At 68.8% G+C, this 13,517-nt stretch carries 15 protein-coding genes; 2 read left to right on the forward strand and 13 right to left on the reverse strand.

What is annotated here, in order from left to right; all coding sequences use genetic code 11:
* Window positions 1-9: 9 nt before the first annotated feature.
* The 7 genes from cbiE to Q1B08_RS00165 all read right to left on the reverse strand — a co-directional run bounded on the left by cbiE (window position 10) and on the right by Q1B08_RS00165 (window position 6,112).
* Complete coding sequence (gene cbiE / locus Q1B08_RS00135; protein WP_299812848.1) at window positions 10-1,218, reverse strand: precorrin-6y C5,15-methyltransferase (decarboxylating) subunit CbiE; 1,209 nt, start codon at window positions 1,216-1,218, stop codon at window positions 10-12.
* Window positions 1,215-1,844, reverse strand: coding sequence for a precorrin-8X methylmutase (locus Q1B08_RS00140; protein WP_299812851.1), 630 nt, complete (start codon window positions 1,842-1,844; stop codon window positions 1,215-1,217). Before Q1B08_RS00140 ends, cbiE begins: the two co-directional genes overlap by 4 nt.
* Window positions 1,845-1,872: 28 nt before the next feature.
* Window positions 1,873-2,985 carry a sirohydrochlorin chelatase gene (locus Q1B08_RS00145; protein ID WP_299814829.1) on the reverse strand — a complete coding sequence of 371 codons (1,113 nt, stop codon included), beginning with the start codon at window positions 2,983-2,985 and terminating at the stop codon, window positions 1,873-1,875.
* Window positions 2,986-2,999: 14 nt separating this feature from the next.
* A complete protein-coding gene (locus Q1B08_RS00150) occupies window positions 3,000-3,209 on the reverse strand; it encodes a DUF6732 family protein (RefSeq protein ID WP_299812854.1) in 210 nt (69 codons plus the stop codon).
* A gap of 196 nt (window positions 3,210-3,405) precedes the next feature.
* Window positions 3,406-4,146: a DUF3750 domain-containing protein gene (locus Q1B08_RS00155; RefSeq protein ID WP_299812857.1), complete on the reverse strand. Its 741-nt coding sequence runs from the start codon at window positions 4,144-4,146 to the stop codon at window positions 3,406-3,408.
* A 4-nt stretch (window positions 4,147-4,150) separates the two neighbouring features.
* Window positions 4,151-4,522, reverse strand: coding sequence for an HIT domain-containing protein (locus Q1B08_RS00160; RefSeq protein ID WP_299812860.1), 372 nt, complete (start codon window positions 4,520-4,522; stop codon window positions 4,151-4,153).
* 12 nt (window positions 4,523-4,534) lie between these two features.
* The gene (locus Q1B08_RS00165; protein ID WP_299812863.1) at window positions 4,535-6,112 is read right to left on the reverse strand and encodes a DUF5928 domain-containing protein; all 1,578 of its coding nucleotides are present in this window, start codon (window positions 6,110-6,112) and stop codon (window positions 4,535-4,537) included.
* 115 nt (window positions 6,113-6,227) lie between these two features.
* On the opposite strand from Q1B08_RS00165, the gene Q1B08_RS00170 reads away from it, so the two are divergent.
* Window positions 6,228-7,046, forward strand: coding sequence for a sulfotransferase family protein (locus tag Q1B08_RS00170; protein WP_299812866.1), 819 nt, complete (start codon window positions 6,228-6,230; stop codon window positions 7,044-7,046).
* An 18-nt stretch (window positions 7,047-7,064) separates the two neighbouring features.
* Here the strand turns inward: Q1B08_RS00170 and Q1B08_RS00175 are convergent, their stop codons facing one another.
* Both Q1B08_RS00175 and Q1B08_RS00180 read right to left on the reverse strand, forming a co-directional pair.
* Window positions 7,065-7,709, reverse strand: coding sequence for a hypothetical protein (locus Q1B08_RS00175; RefSeq protein ID WP_299812870.1), 645 nt, complete (start codon window positions 7,707-7,709; stop codon window positions 7,065-7,067).
* 63 nt (window positions 7,710-7,772) lie between these two features.
* Entirely contained in the window at window positions 7,773-8,759 is a 987-nt protein-coding gene (locus tag Q1B08_RS00180; protein WP_299812873.1) for a D-glycerate dehydrogenase, read from the reverse strand.
* A gap of 101 nt (window positions 8,760-8,860) precedes the next feature.
* Here Q1B08_RS00180 and Q1B08_RS00185 point away from each other — a divergent pair, with 101 nt between their 5' ends.
* The gene (locus Q1B08_RS00185; RefSeq protein ID WP_299812876.1) at window positions 8,861-9,355 is read left to right on the forward strand and encodes an SH3 domain-containing protein; all 495 of its coding nucleotides are present in this window, start codon (window positions 8,861-8,863) and stop codon (window positions 9,353-9,355) included.
* Between the two features lie 96 nt (window positions 9,356-9,451).
* On the opposite strand, the gene Q1B08_RS00190 is transcribed toward Q1B08_RS00185, so the two are convergent.
* The 4 genes from Q1B08_RS00190 to Q1B08_RS00205 all read right to left on the reverse strand — a co-directional run bounded on the left by Q1B08_RS00190 (window position 9,452) and on the right by Q1B08_RS00205 (window position 13,477).
* The gene (locus Q1B08_RS00190; RefSeq protein WP_299812880.1) at window positions 9,452-10,294 is read right to left on the reverse strand and encodes an inositol monophosphatase; all 843 of its coding nucleotides are present in this window, start codon (window positions 10,292-10,294) and stop codon (window positions 9,452-9,454) included.
* Window positions 10,294-12,312, reverse strand: coding sequence for a M3 family metallopeptidase (locus Q1B08_RS00195; protein ID WP_299812883.1), 2,019 nt, complete (start codon window positions 12,310-12,312; stop codon window positions 10,294-10,296). The genes Q1B08_RS00190 and Q1B08_RS00195 overlap by 1 nt, the downstream gene beginning before the upstream one ends.
* Window positions 12,313-12,376: 64 nt before the next feature.
* Window positions 12,377-12,919 carry a cytochrome b/b6 domain-containing protein gene (locus Q1B08_RS00200; RefSeq protein ID WP_299812886.1) on the reverse strand — a complete coding sequence of 181 codons (543 nt, stop codon included), beginning with the start codon at window positions 12,917-12,919 and terminating at the stop codon, window positions 12,377-12,379.
* A gap of 69 nt (window positions 12,920-12,988) precedes the next feature.
* Window positions 12,989-13,477: a pyridoxamine 5'-phosphate oxidase family protein gene (locus Q1B08_RS00205; protein WP_299812889.1), complete on the reverse strand. Its 489-nt coding sequence runs from the start codon at window positions 13,475-13,477 to the stop codon at window positions 12,989-12,991.
* Between the last annotated feature and the right edge of the window lie 40 nt (window positions 13,478-13,517).

Below are 13,517 nucleotides of genomic sequence, written 5' to 3' on the forward strand. Positions count from 1 at the left end.
CGGTTTCGCTCATCGCTTCACCAGCGAATATTGCGTCACCGGCATCGCCGGGCGCCAGCCGCGGTAGGGGCCGACCGGCTCCGCCCGCGCGACCGAGAGCTTGACGAGATCGCCGCCGTGCCGGGCATGCAACTCGATGAGCAGCGCCTCGCTTTCGAGCGTGACCGCGTTCGCCACCAGCCGGCCGAGCGGGCGCAGCGCGGCGCGGGCGGCGTCGAACACCGCCTCCGACAGGCCACCGCCGATGAACACGGCGTCCGGCGCCGGCAGGCCCCCGAGCGCGGCGGGCACCTCCCCCTCCCGCAGGTCGAGCCGGGGCGCGCCGAGCGCCAATGCGTTCTCGGCCGCCATCGCCCGGCGATCGGCGCGCGGCTCGATCCCGATGGCGCGGGCGGACCGGGCGGCGCGCATCCATTCGATAGCGACCGAACCGGACCCTGTGCCGATGTCCCAGAGCAACGCGCCGCGCATCGGCATGAGCTTGGCCAGCGTCGCGGTCCGCACCTCGCGCTTGGTCATCGTGCCGTCGCTGACGAACAGATCGTCGGAAAGCCCCGGCACCCGCGGCAGGAGCGCGGCGTCGGGCGCGGCCACGCAATCGACGGCGAGCGTGTTGAAGGGGGGCACGGCATGGTTCCAGTTCTGCGCCAGGCTGTCGAACCGCGCCTCGCCGGACCCGCCCATGTTCGCGAGGACCGTCATCCGCGACCCGCCGAAGCCGCGTTCCGTCAGGAACCGGGCGATCTGGGCCGGCGTCTCCGCCCCGGTCGTCAGGATGAGAAGACGCGCGTCGGGCTGGATGAAGGCGATCATCTGATGCACCGGGCGGCCGTGGACCGTCAGCGTCTCGAGATCGGCCATCGACCAGCCCATGCGCGCGGCGGCGAGCTGGAAGGCGGAAAGCTGCGGATGATAGGCGATTTCGGCGGGCGGGATGGCACGACCGATCCGGGCACCGACGCTGAACCAGAGCGGGTCGCCGGTGGCGAGCACGACGACGCGGCGACCACGATAAGATCGCAGTCGGTCGATCAACGCGTCGAACGGGCTTGGCCAGGCCACGCGTTCGGCCGTGACGGCGTCGGAAAGGGTGTGGTGCCGGTCGCCGCCCACGATGATCTCCGCCGCCTCCACGACGGCACGGGTGGCGGGTGTCAGCCCCGCGATCCCGTCCTCGCCGATCCCGACGACATGCAGCCAGGCAGGTTCGGCGCTCATTGCAGGCCGCCCGAAGCGAGCAGGCCCAGCGCGTTGACGGCGGCTGAGGCCATCGCGCTTCCGCCCTTTCGCCCCCGCAGGGTAACGAACGGCGTGTCGCGCGGATGGCCGACGAGTTCTGCCTTCGATTCGGCGGCGCCGACGAAGCCCACCGGAAAGGCGAGGATCGCCGCCGGGCGCGGCGCGCCCTCGTCCAGCCGCTCCAGCAGGCGGAACAGCGCGGTCGGCGCGTTGCCGATGGCGACGATCGCGCCGTCCGTGTCCCAAAGATCCACGGCGGCGGCGGTACGGGTGGTGCGGCGCTCGGCGGCGAGCTCCGGCACGCGGGGATCATTCAGCGCGCAGCGGATCTCCGTCCCCGGCAGCAGGCGGCGCGTGATGCCAGAGGCGACCATCTCGCAATCGGCATAGACCGGCGCCCCCCGCTTCAGCGCGGCGATGGCAGAGGCGGCGAGGTCGGGGGAGAAGGCGACGCGGTCCGCGATCTCGACCATGCCGCAGGCGTGGATGACCCGCACGACGAGCTCGGCCAGGTCGGACGGAAAGCGGTCGAGCGACGCCTCGCGCCGGACGGTCGCGAAGGACGCGGCGTAGATCGCCGCGGGGTCGCGCTCGTAGGGGCGCATCAGCGGGCGCCGGCTTGGCGGGCGGCCATCACGCCTTCGTCCGCCGCGCGGATTCCGGCCCGTGAGGGTGGTCGGCATGGGGATAAGGCGCGTGGTGGTGATCGTGCGAATGGCCCCCGGCATGGGAATGCGCATGGCTTCCGCTGTGGCTATGGGAGTGTCCGTCGCCGTGATGGTGGTGATGCCCATGGTCGGGATCCGATTCCTCCAGCCGGCAGAGGCCGGTGCAGAAATCGCCGCAAAGCGTGCAATCGGCCACGTTGGAGCCCGGCGCGCTCGCCCCCTGCCCCTCGACATGGTGGTGGTGGCTCTCCTGGACCGCGCCGACCTCGGCCTCGAAGCCCAGCACCTGCGTGCGGTACTTGCACATCGCGCAGTTCGGCGGCGGCACCTCGCCCACCTGCTCCATCGCGCGCTCCGCGAAGGTTTCGAGCACCTTGGGATGATCGCCCAGATAGCCCGCCTTGACGAACTGCGTGTCCGGATGCGCGGCGGCAACCACGTCGGTGAACCCGTAGATCCGGTCGATGAGAATGCCGGAGAAAAGGAAGTAGGGGAACACGACGATGCGTTTGTAGCCAAGCTTCGCCGCGTGTTCGAGACAGGGCTCGACCAGCGGAAAGGTCACGCCGGAATAGCCGATCTCGAGCCAGCCGGTGCCGAGCCCCTCATGCAGCATCCGCGCGACCTTGGCGACGTTGCCGTTGGCATCCGGGTCGGAGGCGCCGCGTCCGATCACCACGAGGCAGGTGTCGTGGCGCGGGACCGGGCCGTGGGCGGCGTCGGCCTCCGCGAGCGCGGCGGCGATGCGGTCGCCGGCGGCGGCGATCATCTTCGGATCGACGCCGAGCTCCCGCCCGTAGCGGACCTCGATCCCATGCTTCGCGGCATAGGTGTTGAGCACGGTCGGGATGTCGTTCTTCGCGTGCATCGCCGCGAAGAGCATGCCCGGCACGGCGAGGATGCGATCGCATCCGGCGTCGCGCAGGCGGTCGAGCCCGTCGCGGATCACCGGGTTCGCGAACTCCAGATAACCGTAATCGACCTCCCAGTCGGACGGCAGATGCGCCGGCAGCTTCCGTGCGAGGATCGCGAACTCGTCGACCGCGGATTGCGAGCGCGAGCCGTGGCCGCAGATCATGACCCCCGTGCGGCTCACGCCGGCTGGTCCCCGGGCTGCGCGTCCGTCTCGGCCTCGGGCTCCTCCTCGTTCCGGCCACCCTTCAGCCAGCCCAGCACCGCCGCGCCCGCGATCGCGCCGAGCCCGGCGCCGAGCACCCAATGGTCGTGTCCGGCGAACTCGCCCAGATGGCCCACATGGGCGGAAGCGGGCGTGGCAAGGAGGAAGAACGGGAGGAAGCGCATGTCGAGGGCCTTTCACGTCTGGTGAGGCCCCGGTCGATGCCGGTTCGGTGACGATGCCGTCTTCCCGCCCCCGGTCTGGGTCGGCGGGGATCGCGGCCACCTGTCCGGCCCCCGGCCGGGGGCGTCGTCGCCCCACGGCTATCGACCGGACCGGCGAGGCGCAACGCGATTCCACCCGGCTTCGCCGGCGATGCCGTCAGACGCCGACGCGTCCAATGCCGGGCAACTTCAGCGCGGGCCGAAGGATGTCGAGCCCGAAGGCCTGTCCGAGGAGGTTGACCTCGAACCCGGTACGCGGCCCGATGGACAGTCCGGCATAGCCCCAGACCGAAAGATGGACGTCCCCGCCCGCGTCGCGGAGCGCCCGGAGGCCCTCGCCCATCCAGTCCTTGCCGACCGCATGCGGCGGCAGGGCGACGCCGATCTGCGGCACTTCGCGCAGAACGTGGGCGACGAAGCTGTTGGAGTTCGGCCCGGGCCAGATCCGGTAGGCACCGCGTCCGTTCCACGGATAATCCCGGATCGCGGCCTCGACTTCCGGGACCAGCACCGCCGCCTCCGCCCCGGTGACGGAGCCCACGTAATAGGGTTCGTTGGAATACCACCTCGCATCCGGCGCGTAGGCGTCGATCCGCACCGGCAGACCCCAGCCGACGACGTCGGCGCGCGACCACGACCGCGCGCCCACGGGCTTCCAGACGAGCCAGGAATGGACCGAGGCCGCGCCCTTCGCCCCGCCGGTCCGCGCCGCAAGAATGTGAATCGCCGCGCCCGGCACCTGCCTCGCGTCGGGCAGCAGACCGGAGGCCGACCAGTCCGCCTCGCGCCAGGAGCCCGGGCGGTCCTGCACCGCCCACCACCCGCCGGCCAGCGCCAGCGGCATCAGGAAGCACAGCCCGAAGGCCGCCAGCAGGATCACAAGGCCGCGCCGGAGCAAGACGTCAATCTTCGGGCGCCGCCAGCATCCGTCCGAGGGGCCGCCCACCGATCAGATGCTGATGGTAATGCGGCACTTCCTGCACGCCGTGCAGTCTCGCGTTGGAGATGGCGCGGAAGCCGGTCTCCGCGATGCCGGTGTCGCGGCAGATCTTCGCGCAGGTCCGGTGGAAGTCCACGATTTCCGCGTCCGAAGCCTTGGCGTGAAAATCGTCGTAGGTCGCGTAGGCGCCCTTCGGGATAACGAGGACATGGACCGGCGCCTGCGGCGTGATGTCCCGGAAGGCGAGCGTGTGCTCCGTCTCGGCCACGGTGTCGTTCGGGATCTCGCCGCGCAAAATGCGGGCGAAGATGTTGTTCCGGTCGTAATCGGCCATTCTCCGGCTCCTTCAGTCGTCGAACAGGTAGGGCGTGCGGGCGAGGGCTTGCGCCGTCTCCGCGTCGATGTCGAGCGCCTGCGCGAGCGCGCGCGCATTGGCTGCGGGTGCGGCGCGCTGGGAGATGCGGTGGATGCCCGGCAGGTCCGCCTCGCGGATGCGCGTCGTCTCGGAGGCGAAGTCCTGCGCGAGCGTGGGCATCAGCCGTTCGACCGTGCTGCGCGGCGTCCCCTCCCCGATCAGGCCGATCCGTCCGGCATGGCCCTCCAGATAGGCCTCGTCGTAGTCGCAATCGATGAGGACGGTGCGGATCGTCGCCCGGTCGCGGTGCAGATCCTCGATCAGGTCGATACGTGACGGGTCGAGACAGAAGGCCAGCCGGTCGGACTCCGTCGCGCGGAGGAGCTGCCCCAGAAAGGCGCGGCGGTGACGGTGGCGCTTCTCGACGGTGGAGCCGATGCCGCCGAGATCGGGCATGGGGGCGTCCGCCTCGTCGAAGACGTAGTCGAAGGCCGGCATCACGTCGTGGTCGCGCAGGGCCTGCGCCAGCCGCTTGGCGACGTGGTACTTCTTGCAGACCAGCACCACGATCCGCCGGTCCCGTCCGAGCGAGGCCGAAAGCTCCCAGAAGCGCGGCGCGAAGCGGCGGCCCTCCCGGCCCCGCGCTGTCAGAAAGGCGAAGAGCCGCCGCCCATCCCCGGCCACGTCGAAATCCGTGCGGTCGGACGTCCAGAGAGCGGCGAGGCGCGTCTTCAGCTCCGTCGCCTCGGACGAGATCTTGCGGGCGAAAAGGAAGTCCTGGCTGACCAGCAGGTCGTAATGATCGTCGTAGAAGGTGGCCGGCATGCCGTAATCGGTGAACATCAGGAAGGTCAGCGTCCGCCCGTCGATCTCCGTCCGGGGCACGAGATGGCGCACCAGGGTCTGGAAGAACGTCTCGTCGGGGATCCACGTCGTCGCGAAGAAGCGCATCACGTCGCGACGCGCCCGGACGAAGTCGAGGATCCGCTCGACCGTCCGGCGGCGGAGGCACCACCATTGCGAGCCGATCATCACGTCGATATCGGTTGGGATGCGCCGCTCGAGCCCGAGCTTCCGCTGCGCCTCCAGCAGACCGTAGAAGAGCCGGGGCCACCGCCGCTCGTTCACGAAATGCCGGTAGACGAGGCGGTCCTCCTTCATTCCGGTCTTGATCCAGTCCGAGGCGAAGAAGTCGAAGCTCTCGATATGATCCATGTCGCGCGCGTCGAGAAAGGCATGGGCATGGGCCGCGGACTTGATCGGCCGGCAATCGCCCGAGACCATGTAGAGATGCGTCGCGTTCGGAAAGGCCGCCAGCGCCGCCTCGACCGCGTGGAGCGTGGCGCGGACCAGCGACCATTCGCCCCAGCCGCAGCGCACCCGCCGACGCGCGAAGGTCACCCCCGGGTTGCCGCGCAGCCCGGCCTCGATCCGCGCGAAGTCCGTCGCAGAGGCGCGGGCGTCGAAATGGATCGCGACGCAATCGCCCGCCGCGGTCAGCCCCTCCGCCTGCCGGACGATGCTTTCCGGGTCGCGGTGGCAGAGGAGGATGAACGCGATCTTCGCCATGTTCGCCCTCCATACCCCGGTTTCCGCCCTCCAACATCGCAATAGCGTGCCGGACACGTTGAAGAAACCGTGCGATGCGGGTTTGATGCCCGCGCACACGAGGAGACGCATGCGGATGGGATTTCCCGGAACCTGGATGACCGAAAGCGAAAGCGTCGTGTACCGCGTCGTGCCGAAATGCGCCTGCTCGACGATCGGGCAGATCCTCCACTACTCGGATCACGGACGCTTCTTCGACGGCGACATCCACGACAGCACGTCGGGGCTGCACAAATGGGCGCAAACCGACAGCCAGCCGGTGATCACCGCGAACGTGAAGGCGCACCGGGCCTATGCCTTCACCTGCGTGCGCAACCCGTACCGGCGCATCCTGTCGTCCTTCTTCGACAAGATCGCCGGCATCCAGCGGAATGGACGGCGCTATCGCGGCAACCTCGTGCCGATGCTGATGCAGCGATACGGCGTGGACGTGGGCAGCGCCGAGAACGGCTTCGCGTTCGACCAGATTGCGAGCTTCCGGCGGTTCCTCCTGTTCGCTCGGGACACGATCCGGTTTCGCCGGCCGATGGACCCCGACATCCACTGGTCTGCGATGGCGGGGCATGTGGGGACCTTCGTCGCCAATGGCGGCCGCTACGACGCGGTGATCTTCACCGAAGCGTTCGAGGACGGGATGCGCCGCGTCCTCGGCGCCGTCGAGACGCCGGTCCCCGTCGATCTGTCCAATGTGCCGCGCTTCAACGAATCCCAGGGGCACGGCCCCGAACGCGCGCATCCGGTGGAGGCGTATTTCGACGACTTGTCCATGCACCTCGTCCGCGAGATGTATCACCGGGACTTCCGGTTTTTCGGCTACGACATCGACGACCCGTCGAACCGGATGCCGAAGGGCGAGGTGGACATGGACGAGCTGCACGCCCGGCTCACGGACTGAGCCGGACGCGGGACAGGCTCAGATGCGGCGACGGAGCGTGGCGATGACACCGAGACCGCCGAGCAGAAGGAGCGCGGGTGCCGGCAGCGGAACGGGCGGCACTTCGTAGGATTCGGCCCGGTAGGACGTGTCTATGCCGTTGCCCGCATAGGTCGTCCCGTTGAATGAGAACCGCGCCATCGCGTCCGGTGCCAACAGGACGGTGGCGAGGTCGCCGAGCGTCCCCGGCGTGCCCGCGAAGGAGGCCGAGGTGACGCGGAACGATCCGGCATAGGTTCCCCCCAGCACCGGATCCTTCCGGAACGAAATGTCGATCGCCTCGAAGGGCTCCTTGATCGTGAATCCTCCGGGAATCGCGAAGACTTCCGCGCCAAAGGCGGGATCGATGCCGGCCGACAGGTCTTCGACTTGGATATCCGCCTCGCCCATGTCCGGATTGGCCGGGAGGGAAGCGAGCGTGGTCGGGTTCCCGGCATAGGCGTCCGGCAGAAAGACCGACAGCGTGCCCGTCGTTCCGAGCGCGGGCAGTTCCGCGAAGGGCAGTCCGGGCGCGTCCGGCGGGGAAAGGACGCTTTCGGTCGTGACGACGTCGAAAGCAACGGTCGCGGCCTGAAGCGGGGTCGCCGCCACGAGGGCGAGAGCGGCAATACGAAGATACGACATAAACAAACTCCTCGATACGTTCCGGAAGCCTGTCCGATGATTAACCTTCGGTCAACAAATCGCTCAGAGCATCGACGGCAGGACCAGATCGGGAGGGCGGTGGCCATGGGCGAAGGTCTGCATGTTGAAGATGACCTTTTCGCCCATCTCGATCCGTGCCTCGTGGGTGGCCGAGCCCATATGCGGCAGCAGCACGACGTTCGGCAGTTCCCGCAGCCGCGGATTCACGCCCTGTCCGTGCTCGTAAACGTCGAGCCCCGCGCCGGCGAGTTCGCCCGCCCGCAACATGCGCGTGAGCGCGTTCTCGTCGATGACCTCCCCTCGGGAGGTGTTCACGACGATCGCCGTGGGTTTCATCAGCTTCAGCCGGCGCGCATTCAGCAGGTGGAATGTCGACGGCGTGTGCGGGCAATTGACCGAGACCACGTCGGCCAGCGACACCATCGCGTCGAGCCGGTCGTGGAAGGTGGCCTGAAGCGGCTCTTCCAGCCCGGGATGGAGGCGGCGGCGATTGTGGTAGTGGATCGCCATGCCGAAGGCCCGGGCGCGGCGGGCCATTGCCTGTCCGATCCGCCCCATGCCGAGAATGCCGAGCGTCTTGCCGCGCAGCCGCGTGCCGAGCAGAGCGTCGGGCGCCCAGCCCGCCCATTCGCCGGCCTGCATTCTGGCCATGCCCTCGGTCATCCGGCGCAGCACGGCCAGCATCAGCGCGATGCCCATGTCGGCGGTGTCGTCGGTGAGCACGCCCGGCGTGTTGGAAACGAGGATGCCCCGCTCCAGCGCCGCGGCGACGTCGATATGGTCCACCCCCGCACCGTAATTCGCGACAAGCCTCAGCCGCGTGCCGCTGCCCGCAAGGAGGGTGGCGTCGATCCGGTCGGTGAGTGTGGGCACGAGGATGTCGGCCGCCTGCATCGCCCGCGCCAGTCCCGCCCGGTCGAGCGGTCCGTCGGCACCGCCGAAGCGCACGTCGAAGAGCTCCGCCATCCGGGCCTCCACCGTCTCGGGGAGGCGTCGCGTCACGACAACACTCAGCCGATCTCCGCCCATGCGTCGCCCGCCCCCCTTTGTCGGTCGCTCGCATGATGGCATCGTGCCGCTCGCGCGCAAGGGGGCGACGATCCCCAATCAACGCTGGGCAGGATAGCAGGATGATGACACGGGTGGTCGCGGCGGCTCTCGCCGCCTGTCTGACATGGTCGTCGGCGATGGCCGAGGCAGTCGGTCCGGTGACGGGATTGCCGATGCCGCGCTTCGTTTCGATGAAGGCGCCGGAGGGCTTCGCGCGGCGCGGCCCATCCTCGACCCATCGGATCGACTGGGTGTTCAAGCGCCGTCACATGCCGCTTCGGGTAATCGGGGAATACGGCCACTGGCGCCGCGTGCAGGACCGCGAGGGTGTGGGCGGCTGGATGCATTATTCGTTGCTGTCGGGCAACCGGACGGTGATCGTGGAGGCGGAGGAGGTCGACCTGCACCGGAGGCCGGATCCCGACGCGCCCGTCTCCGCCCGACTGATGGGCGGCGTGGTCGCGTGGCTTGGCCCGTGTTCCGGCGGCTGGTGCGAGCTGGAGGTCGACGGGGCGGAGGGTTGGGCCGGGACGGCCGCGCTATGGGGTGTCGCGCCGGACGAGATGCGCGACTAGAGGGACCGGGCCGGAAGGGGTCGAGCCTTCCGCGACACGACCCCTGGCGGAACGACCGCCTGATCGGATCCGTTGACGCCCCGCACCTCCGACGCCCTAATCCGCGGCTTCCGCCAAAGCGGCGTTGAATGTCTCCGCCAACCGATCCCAGAGCGGTTCGGACCGTGCGTTGAGCAGCCGCCCCTCCTGCATGGTCGGATGATAGGCCGTGCCGTCGAGCAGGCGGGACACGCCGCCGGCCTCCTGCAGGATCAGGACGCCCGCCGCGTGGTCCCAGACGTTGAGCATTCCGTTCAGGCAGAAATCGGATCCGCCGAGCGCGATCTGGCGATACTCGTGCAGGCTCGCGCCGAGCGAGCTTGCGCGGCGGAAGCGCGGCGCGGTCGCGGCCAGCGCGGGCTGCAGCGGCTGCGGGTAGAGATAGGCGCCGAGGTTGCCGCGCAGGCGGTCGAAGCTCGCGTCGTCCGGATCGGTCTCGAGCCGGCGGGCGCGGCCCTGACGGTTGAACCACGCCCCCTGCCCCTTGTGGGCCGCGATCCAGTCGTCGAAGCTCGGATCGTAGAGCAGACCCCAGACAATCTCGCCGTCCTCGATCACCGCGACGATGACGCCGTAATTCGCGATCCCGTGCGCGAAATTCCAGGTGCCGTCGATCGGGTCGATTATGGTGACGCGCCCCTGCCCCACCCGGTCGAGGACGCCGCGGTCGGCGGCGACGGCTTCCTCGCCCACGACCGCGTCACCGGGCAGGATGCGATGGATTCGTTCGGTCAGCGCCGCTTCCGCCGCGGTGTCGGCCACGGTCACGAGGTCGTCGAACGCCCCCTTGGCATCAACCTCCTCATCCGACAGATTGCGAAAGCGGGGCAGGATCTCGGCCGCGGCGACCTCGCGCACGGCCTCGACGATGGCTCCGGATTGCGCTTCGGAAAGCGGCATCAGGCCGCGTCCTCAAGTCCGCGGCCCTTCAGGAGGGCGTCCACGCCCGGAAGGCGCCCACGGAACCGGGTGTAAAGCTCCGCCGCATCGACCGAGCCGCCGCGCGACAGGATGTCGTCCTCGAGCCTCCGCGCAAGATCAGGATCGAAGGGATCGCCCGCCTCCTCAAAGGCCGCGAAAGCATCGGCGTCCATCACCTCCGACCACATATAGCTGTAATAGCCCGCGGAATAGCCGTCGCCCGAGAAGACATGCGCGAAATGCGGCGTGGCGTGACGCATGCGGATGGCGCGGGGCATGCCGATCGTCTCCAGCACCTCGGCCTGCTTCTGCATCGGGTCGGCCGGGGCCGGACCGTCGTGGAAGGCCAGATCGACAAGCGCGGAGGCGACGTATTCCACCGTCTGGAACCCCATGTCGTAGGTCGCCGCGCGGAGCAGCCGGTCGCGCAGCGCGTCGGGGATCGGCTCCCCCGTCTCGGCGTGGACCGCGAATTCCGACAGGACCTCCGGCAGTTCGAGCCAGTGCTCGTAGAGCTGGCTCGGCAGTTCCACGAAATCCCGTGCGACGCTCGTCCCGCTCACCGTCTCGTAGGTCACGTCGGAGAGCATCTGGTGCAGCGCGTGGCCGAATTCGTGGAACAGCGTCCGCGCATCGTCGTAGCTCAGGAGCGCGAGCTCGGCGTGAGCGAAGTTGCAGACGTTGACGACGATCGGCCGGACGTCGCCGTCGCGCTTCGATTGCGAGCGCATCGCGCTGCACCAGGCGCCGGACCGCTTGGACGGGCGTGCGAAGTAGTCGCCCATGAAGACCGCGACATGCTCGCCGCCGCGCGTCACCTCCCAGGCGCGGACATCGGGATGGTAGGCCTCGACCTCCATCGGGGCGAAGTCGAGATCGAAAAGGCGGTGCGCGACGGCGAAGGCCGCCTCGATCATCCGGTCGAGCTGGAAGAAGGGCTTCAGCTCCGCCTCGTCGAGGTCGTGCAGCTCCGCCCGTCGCTTCTCCGCGTAGTAGCGCCAGTCCCAAGGCTCGAGCGGGCCGGCGATCCCGTCGGCATGGGCCATTCGCGCGAGATGCTCGGCATCGGCGAGCGCGGCCGTTCGGGCCGGGTGCCAGACCTGCATCAGCAGGTCGCGCACGGCGCCGGGGGTGCCGGCCATTTCGGTCTCGAGCTTGTATTCGGCGAAGTTGTCGTAGCCCAGCAGATGCGCCCGCTCTTCCCGGAGCTTGAGGATCTCGGCGGCGATGGCGCGGTTGTCGGTCTCCCCGCTATTCGCGCCGCGCGACGTCCAGGCCTCGTAGGCCCTTTCCCGCAGGTCGCGGCGTGGCGAGAACTGCAGGAACGGCACGATGAGCGAACGATTCAGGGTCACCACCGGGCCGTCGCGTCCGTAATCCCGTCCGGCGGCGCGGGCGGCGTCCTTCACAAAGGCGGGCAGGCCTTCCAGATCGGCTTCCGACAGGTCCATGTGCCAGTCGCGCTCATCCGCCAGAAGGTTCTGCGCGAACTCGGTGCCGAGCGTGGCGAGCCGCGACTTGATCTCCGTCAGCCGCTCCGCCTCTGCGCCCTTCAGCGCGGCGCCCGCCCGGACGAACTGGCGGCGGGTAAGCATCAGGACACGTTGCTGCTCATCGGTCAGGTCGAGTGCGTCGCGCCGGGACCAGAGGTCGTCGATCCGATGGAACAGGGCGGCGTTGTTGGTGATCTCGGAGGAATAGGCGGAAAGCTTCGGCGCCATCTCCCGCTGGAGCGCCTGCCGCGCGGGGGTGCTGTCCGCACCGGCGAGGTTGAAGAACACGCCGGCCACCCGGTCGAGCGTCGCATCCGCGCGCTCCAGCGCGGCGATAGTGTTGTCGAAGGTCGGCGCCTCCTCGTTTGCGGCGATGGCCGCGACGTTGCGCCGGCCCTCCGCCATCCCTTCCTCGAGCGCGGGGCCGAAATGCTCGTCGCGGATCAGGTCGAAGGGCGGCAGGGCGAAGTCGCCCGCCCAGGGCTGCAGCAGCGGATTGTTCATTCTATCTCCTTCGGGCTGGCGCGGGTTCGTGCCCGATCGGGTCGCCAGTCCCGCCGGCACCGGGTTACGTGCGGTCCGAGACGACCTCATCGACCGTGTCGCTGGTTGCGGGATCGCGGCGGATCATCCGATGTACCACGCCGTCCTTCTTGGTCAAATGCCAGACAGCACCGCTGATGTGCAGGATTATGAGGACGACCAGCAGATAGGCCGTCAACGCGTGCACCCACGCAAGCACTTCGCTCCGGAGAAGCGCGGCGCCCAGTCCGACAGGCGGCATCGCGATCAGCACGACGTAGAACGCGTAATGGTTTCCCCGGCTCAAGCGCTGGATCATCTTCGACTCGTTGTCGGGTGGCGGGGGGGCGCCGCGCCGCAGTCTGAGCGTCAGACGCCACAACATCACGATCAGGATCGAGGATCCGAAGATTCCATGCACCACGATCGGTCCCGAGACCACGGATTGCCCCGTCTCGATGGCGGCCTCGAAGTCGCGCTGCACTCCGGTCCACCCGAGGACAAGCTGGAACAGGATCAGAAACACGACAAGCCAGTGCGCGAGCATCTGGCTTGAGGAGTAGACGGCGGGGCGGTCGGTGTCGGACATGGCGGCGGCCTCCTGATTGTGGGGGCCAAACGTCCCCCGGGGGCGGCAGTTCCGCCCCCAGGGCTGCGATCAATCGTCCAGACGGACGTGGGCGGTCTTGTCCTGGAAGTCCTGCTTCGGGTCGGAGCCGACCAGCGCCTTGATCCCGGCGACCAGGCTCGACCCGTCCTCCCAGAGCTCGGCATCGGTCACGTCGTAGCGGATCAGGCGCAGCTTCGGGTCGTCCTTGCCCTCCTCGTACCAGGCGGCGACATGCGGGTTCCAAAGCCGGTCGATCACGGCGCGGTCGTTGTCCATTGTGAGCGTTCCGCTGGCCGAGGCCCAGATATCGTGACCCTTGTCGACGAAGGTCATCGTGGCGGGCTGGGGCATGGTGCCGACGACCTTGCCGAGATCGGTCTCCCGGGAGGTGAAGAACCACAGCGGCCCGTGATCGGCGTCGCCGTCGACGATCGCCGCCATCGGACGCGGCAGCGCGCCTTCGCAACCGATGAACACCGTCATGTCAGACCGCAGCGCCTTCCAGAACTTCGTCTCGATCTCTTCGGGGGTGGGCATGGGGAACTCCTGCTCTGCTCGCGGAGGAACGCCGGGCCAG

It is taken from the genome of uncultured Jannaschia sp. (assembly GCF_947494025.1).
In the GTDB taxonomy this organism is placed as follows: Bacteria; Pseudomonadota; Alphaproteobacteria; order Rhodobacterales; family Rhodobacteraceae; genus Jannaschia.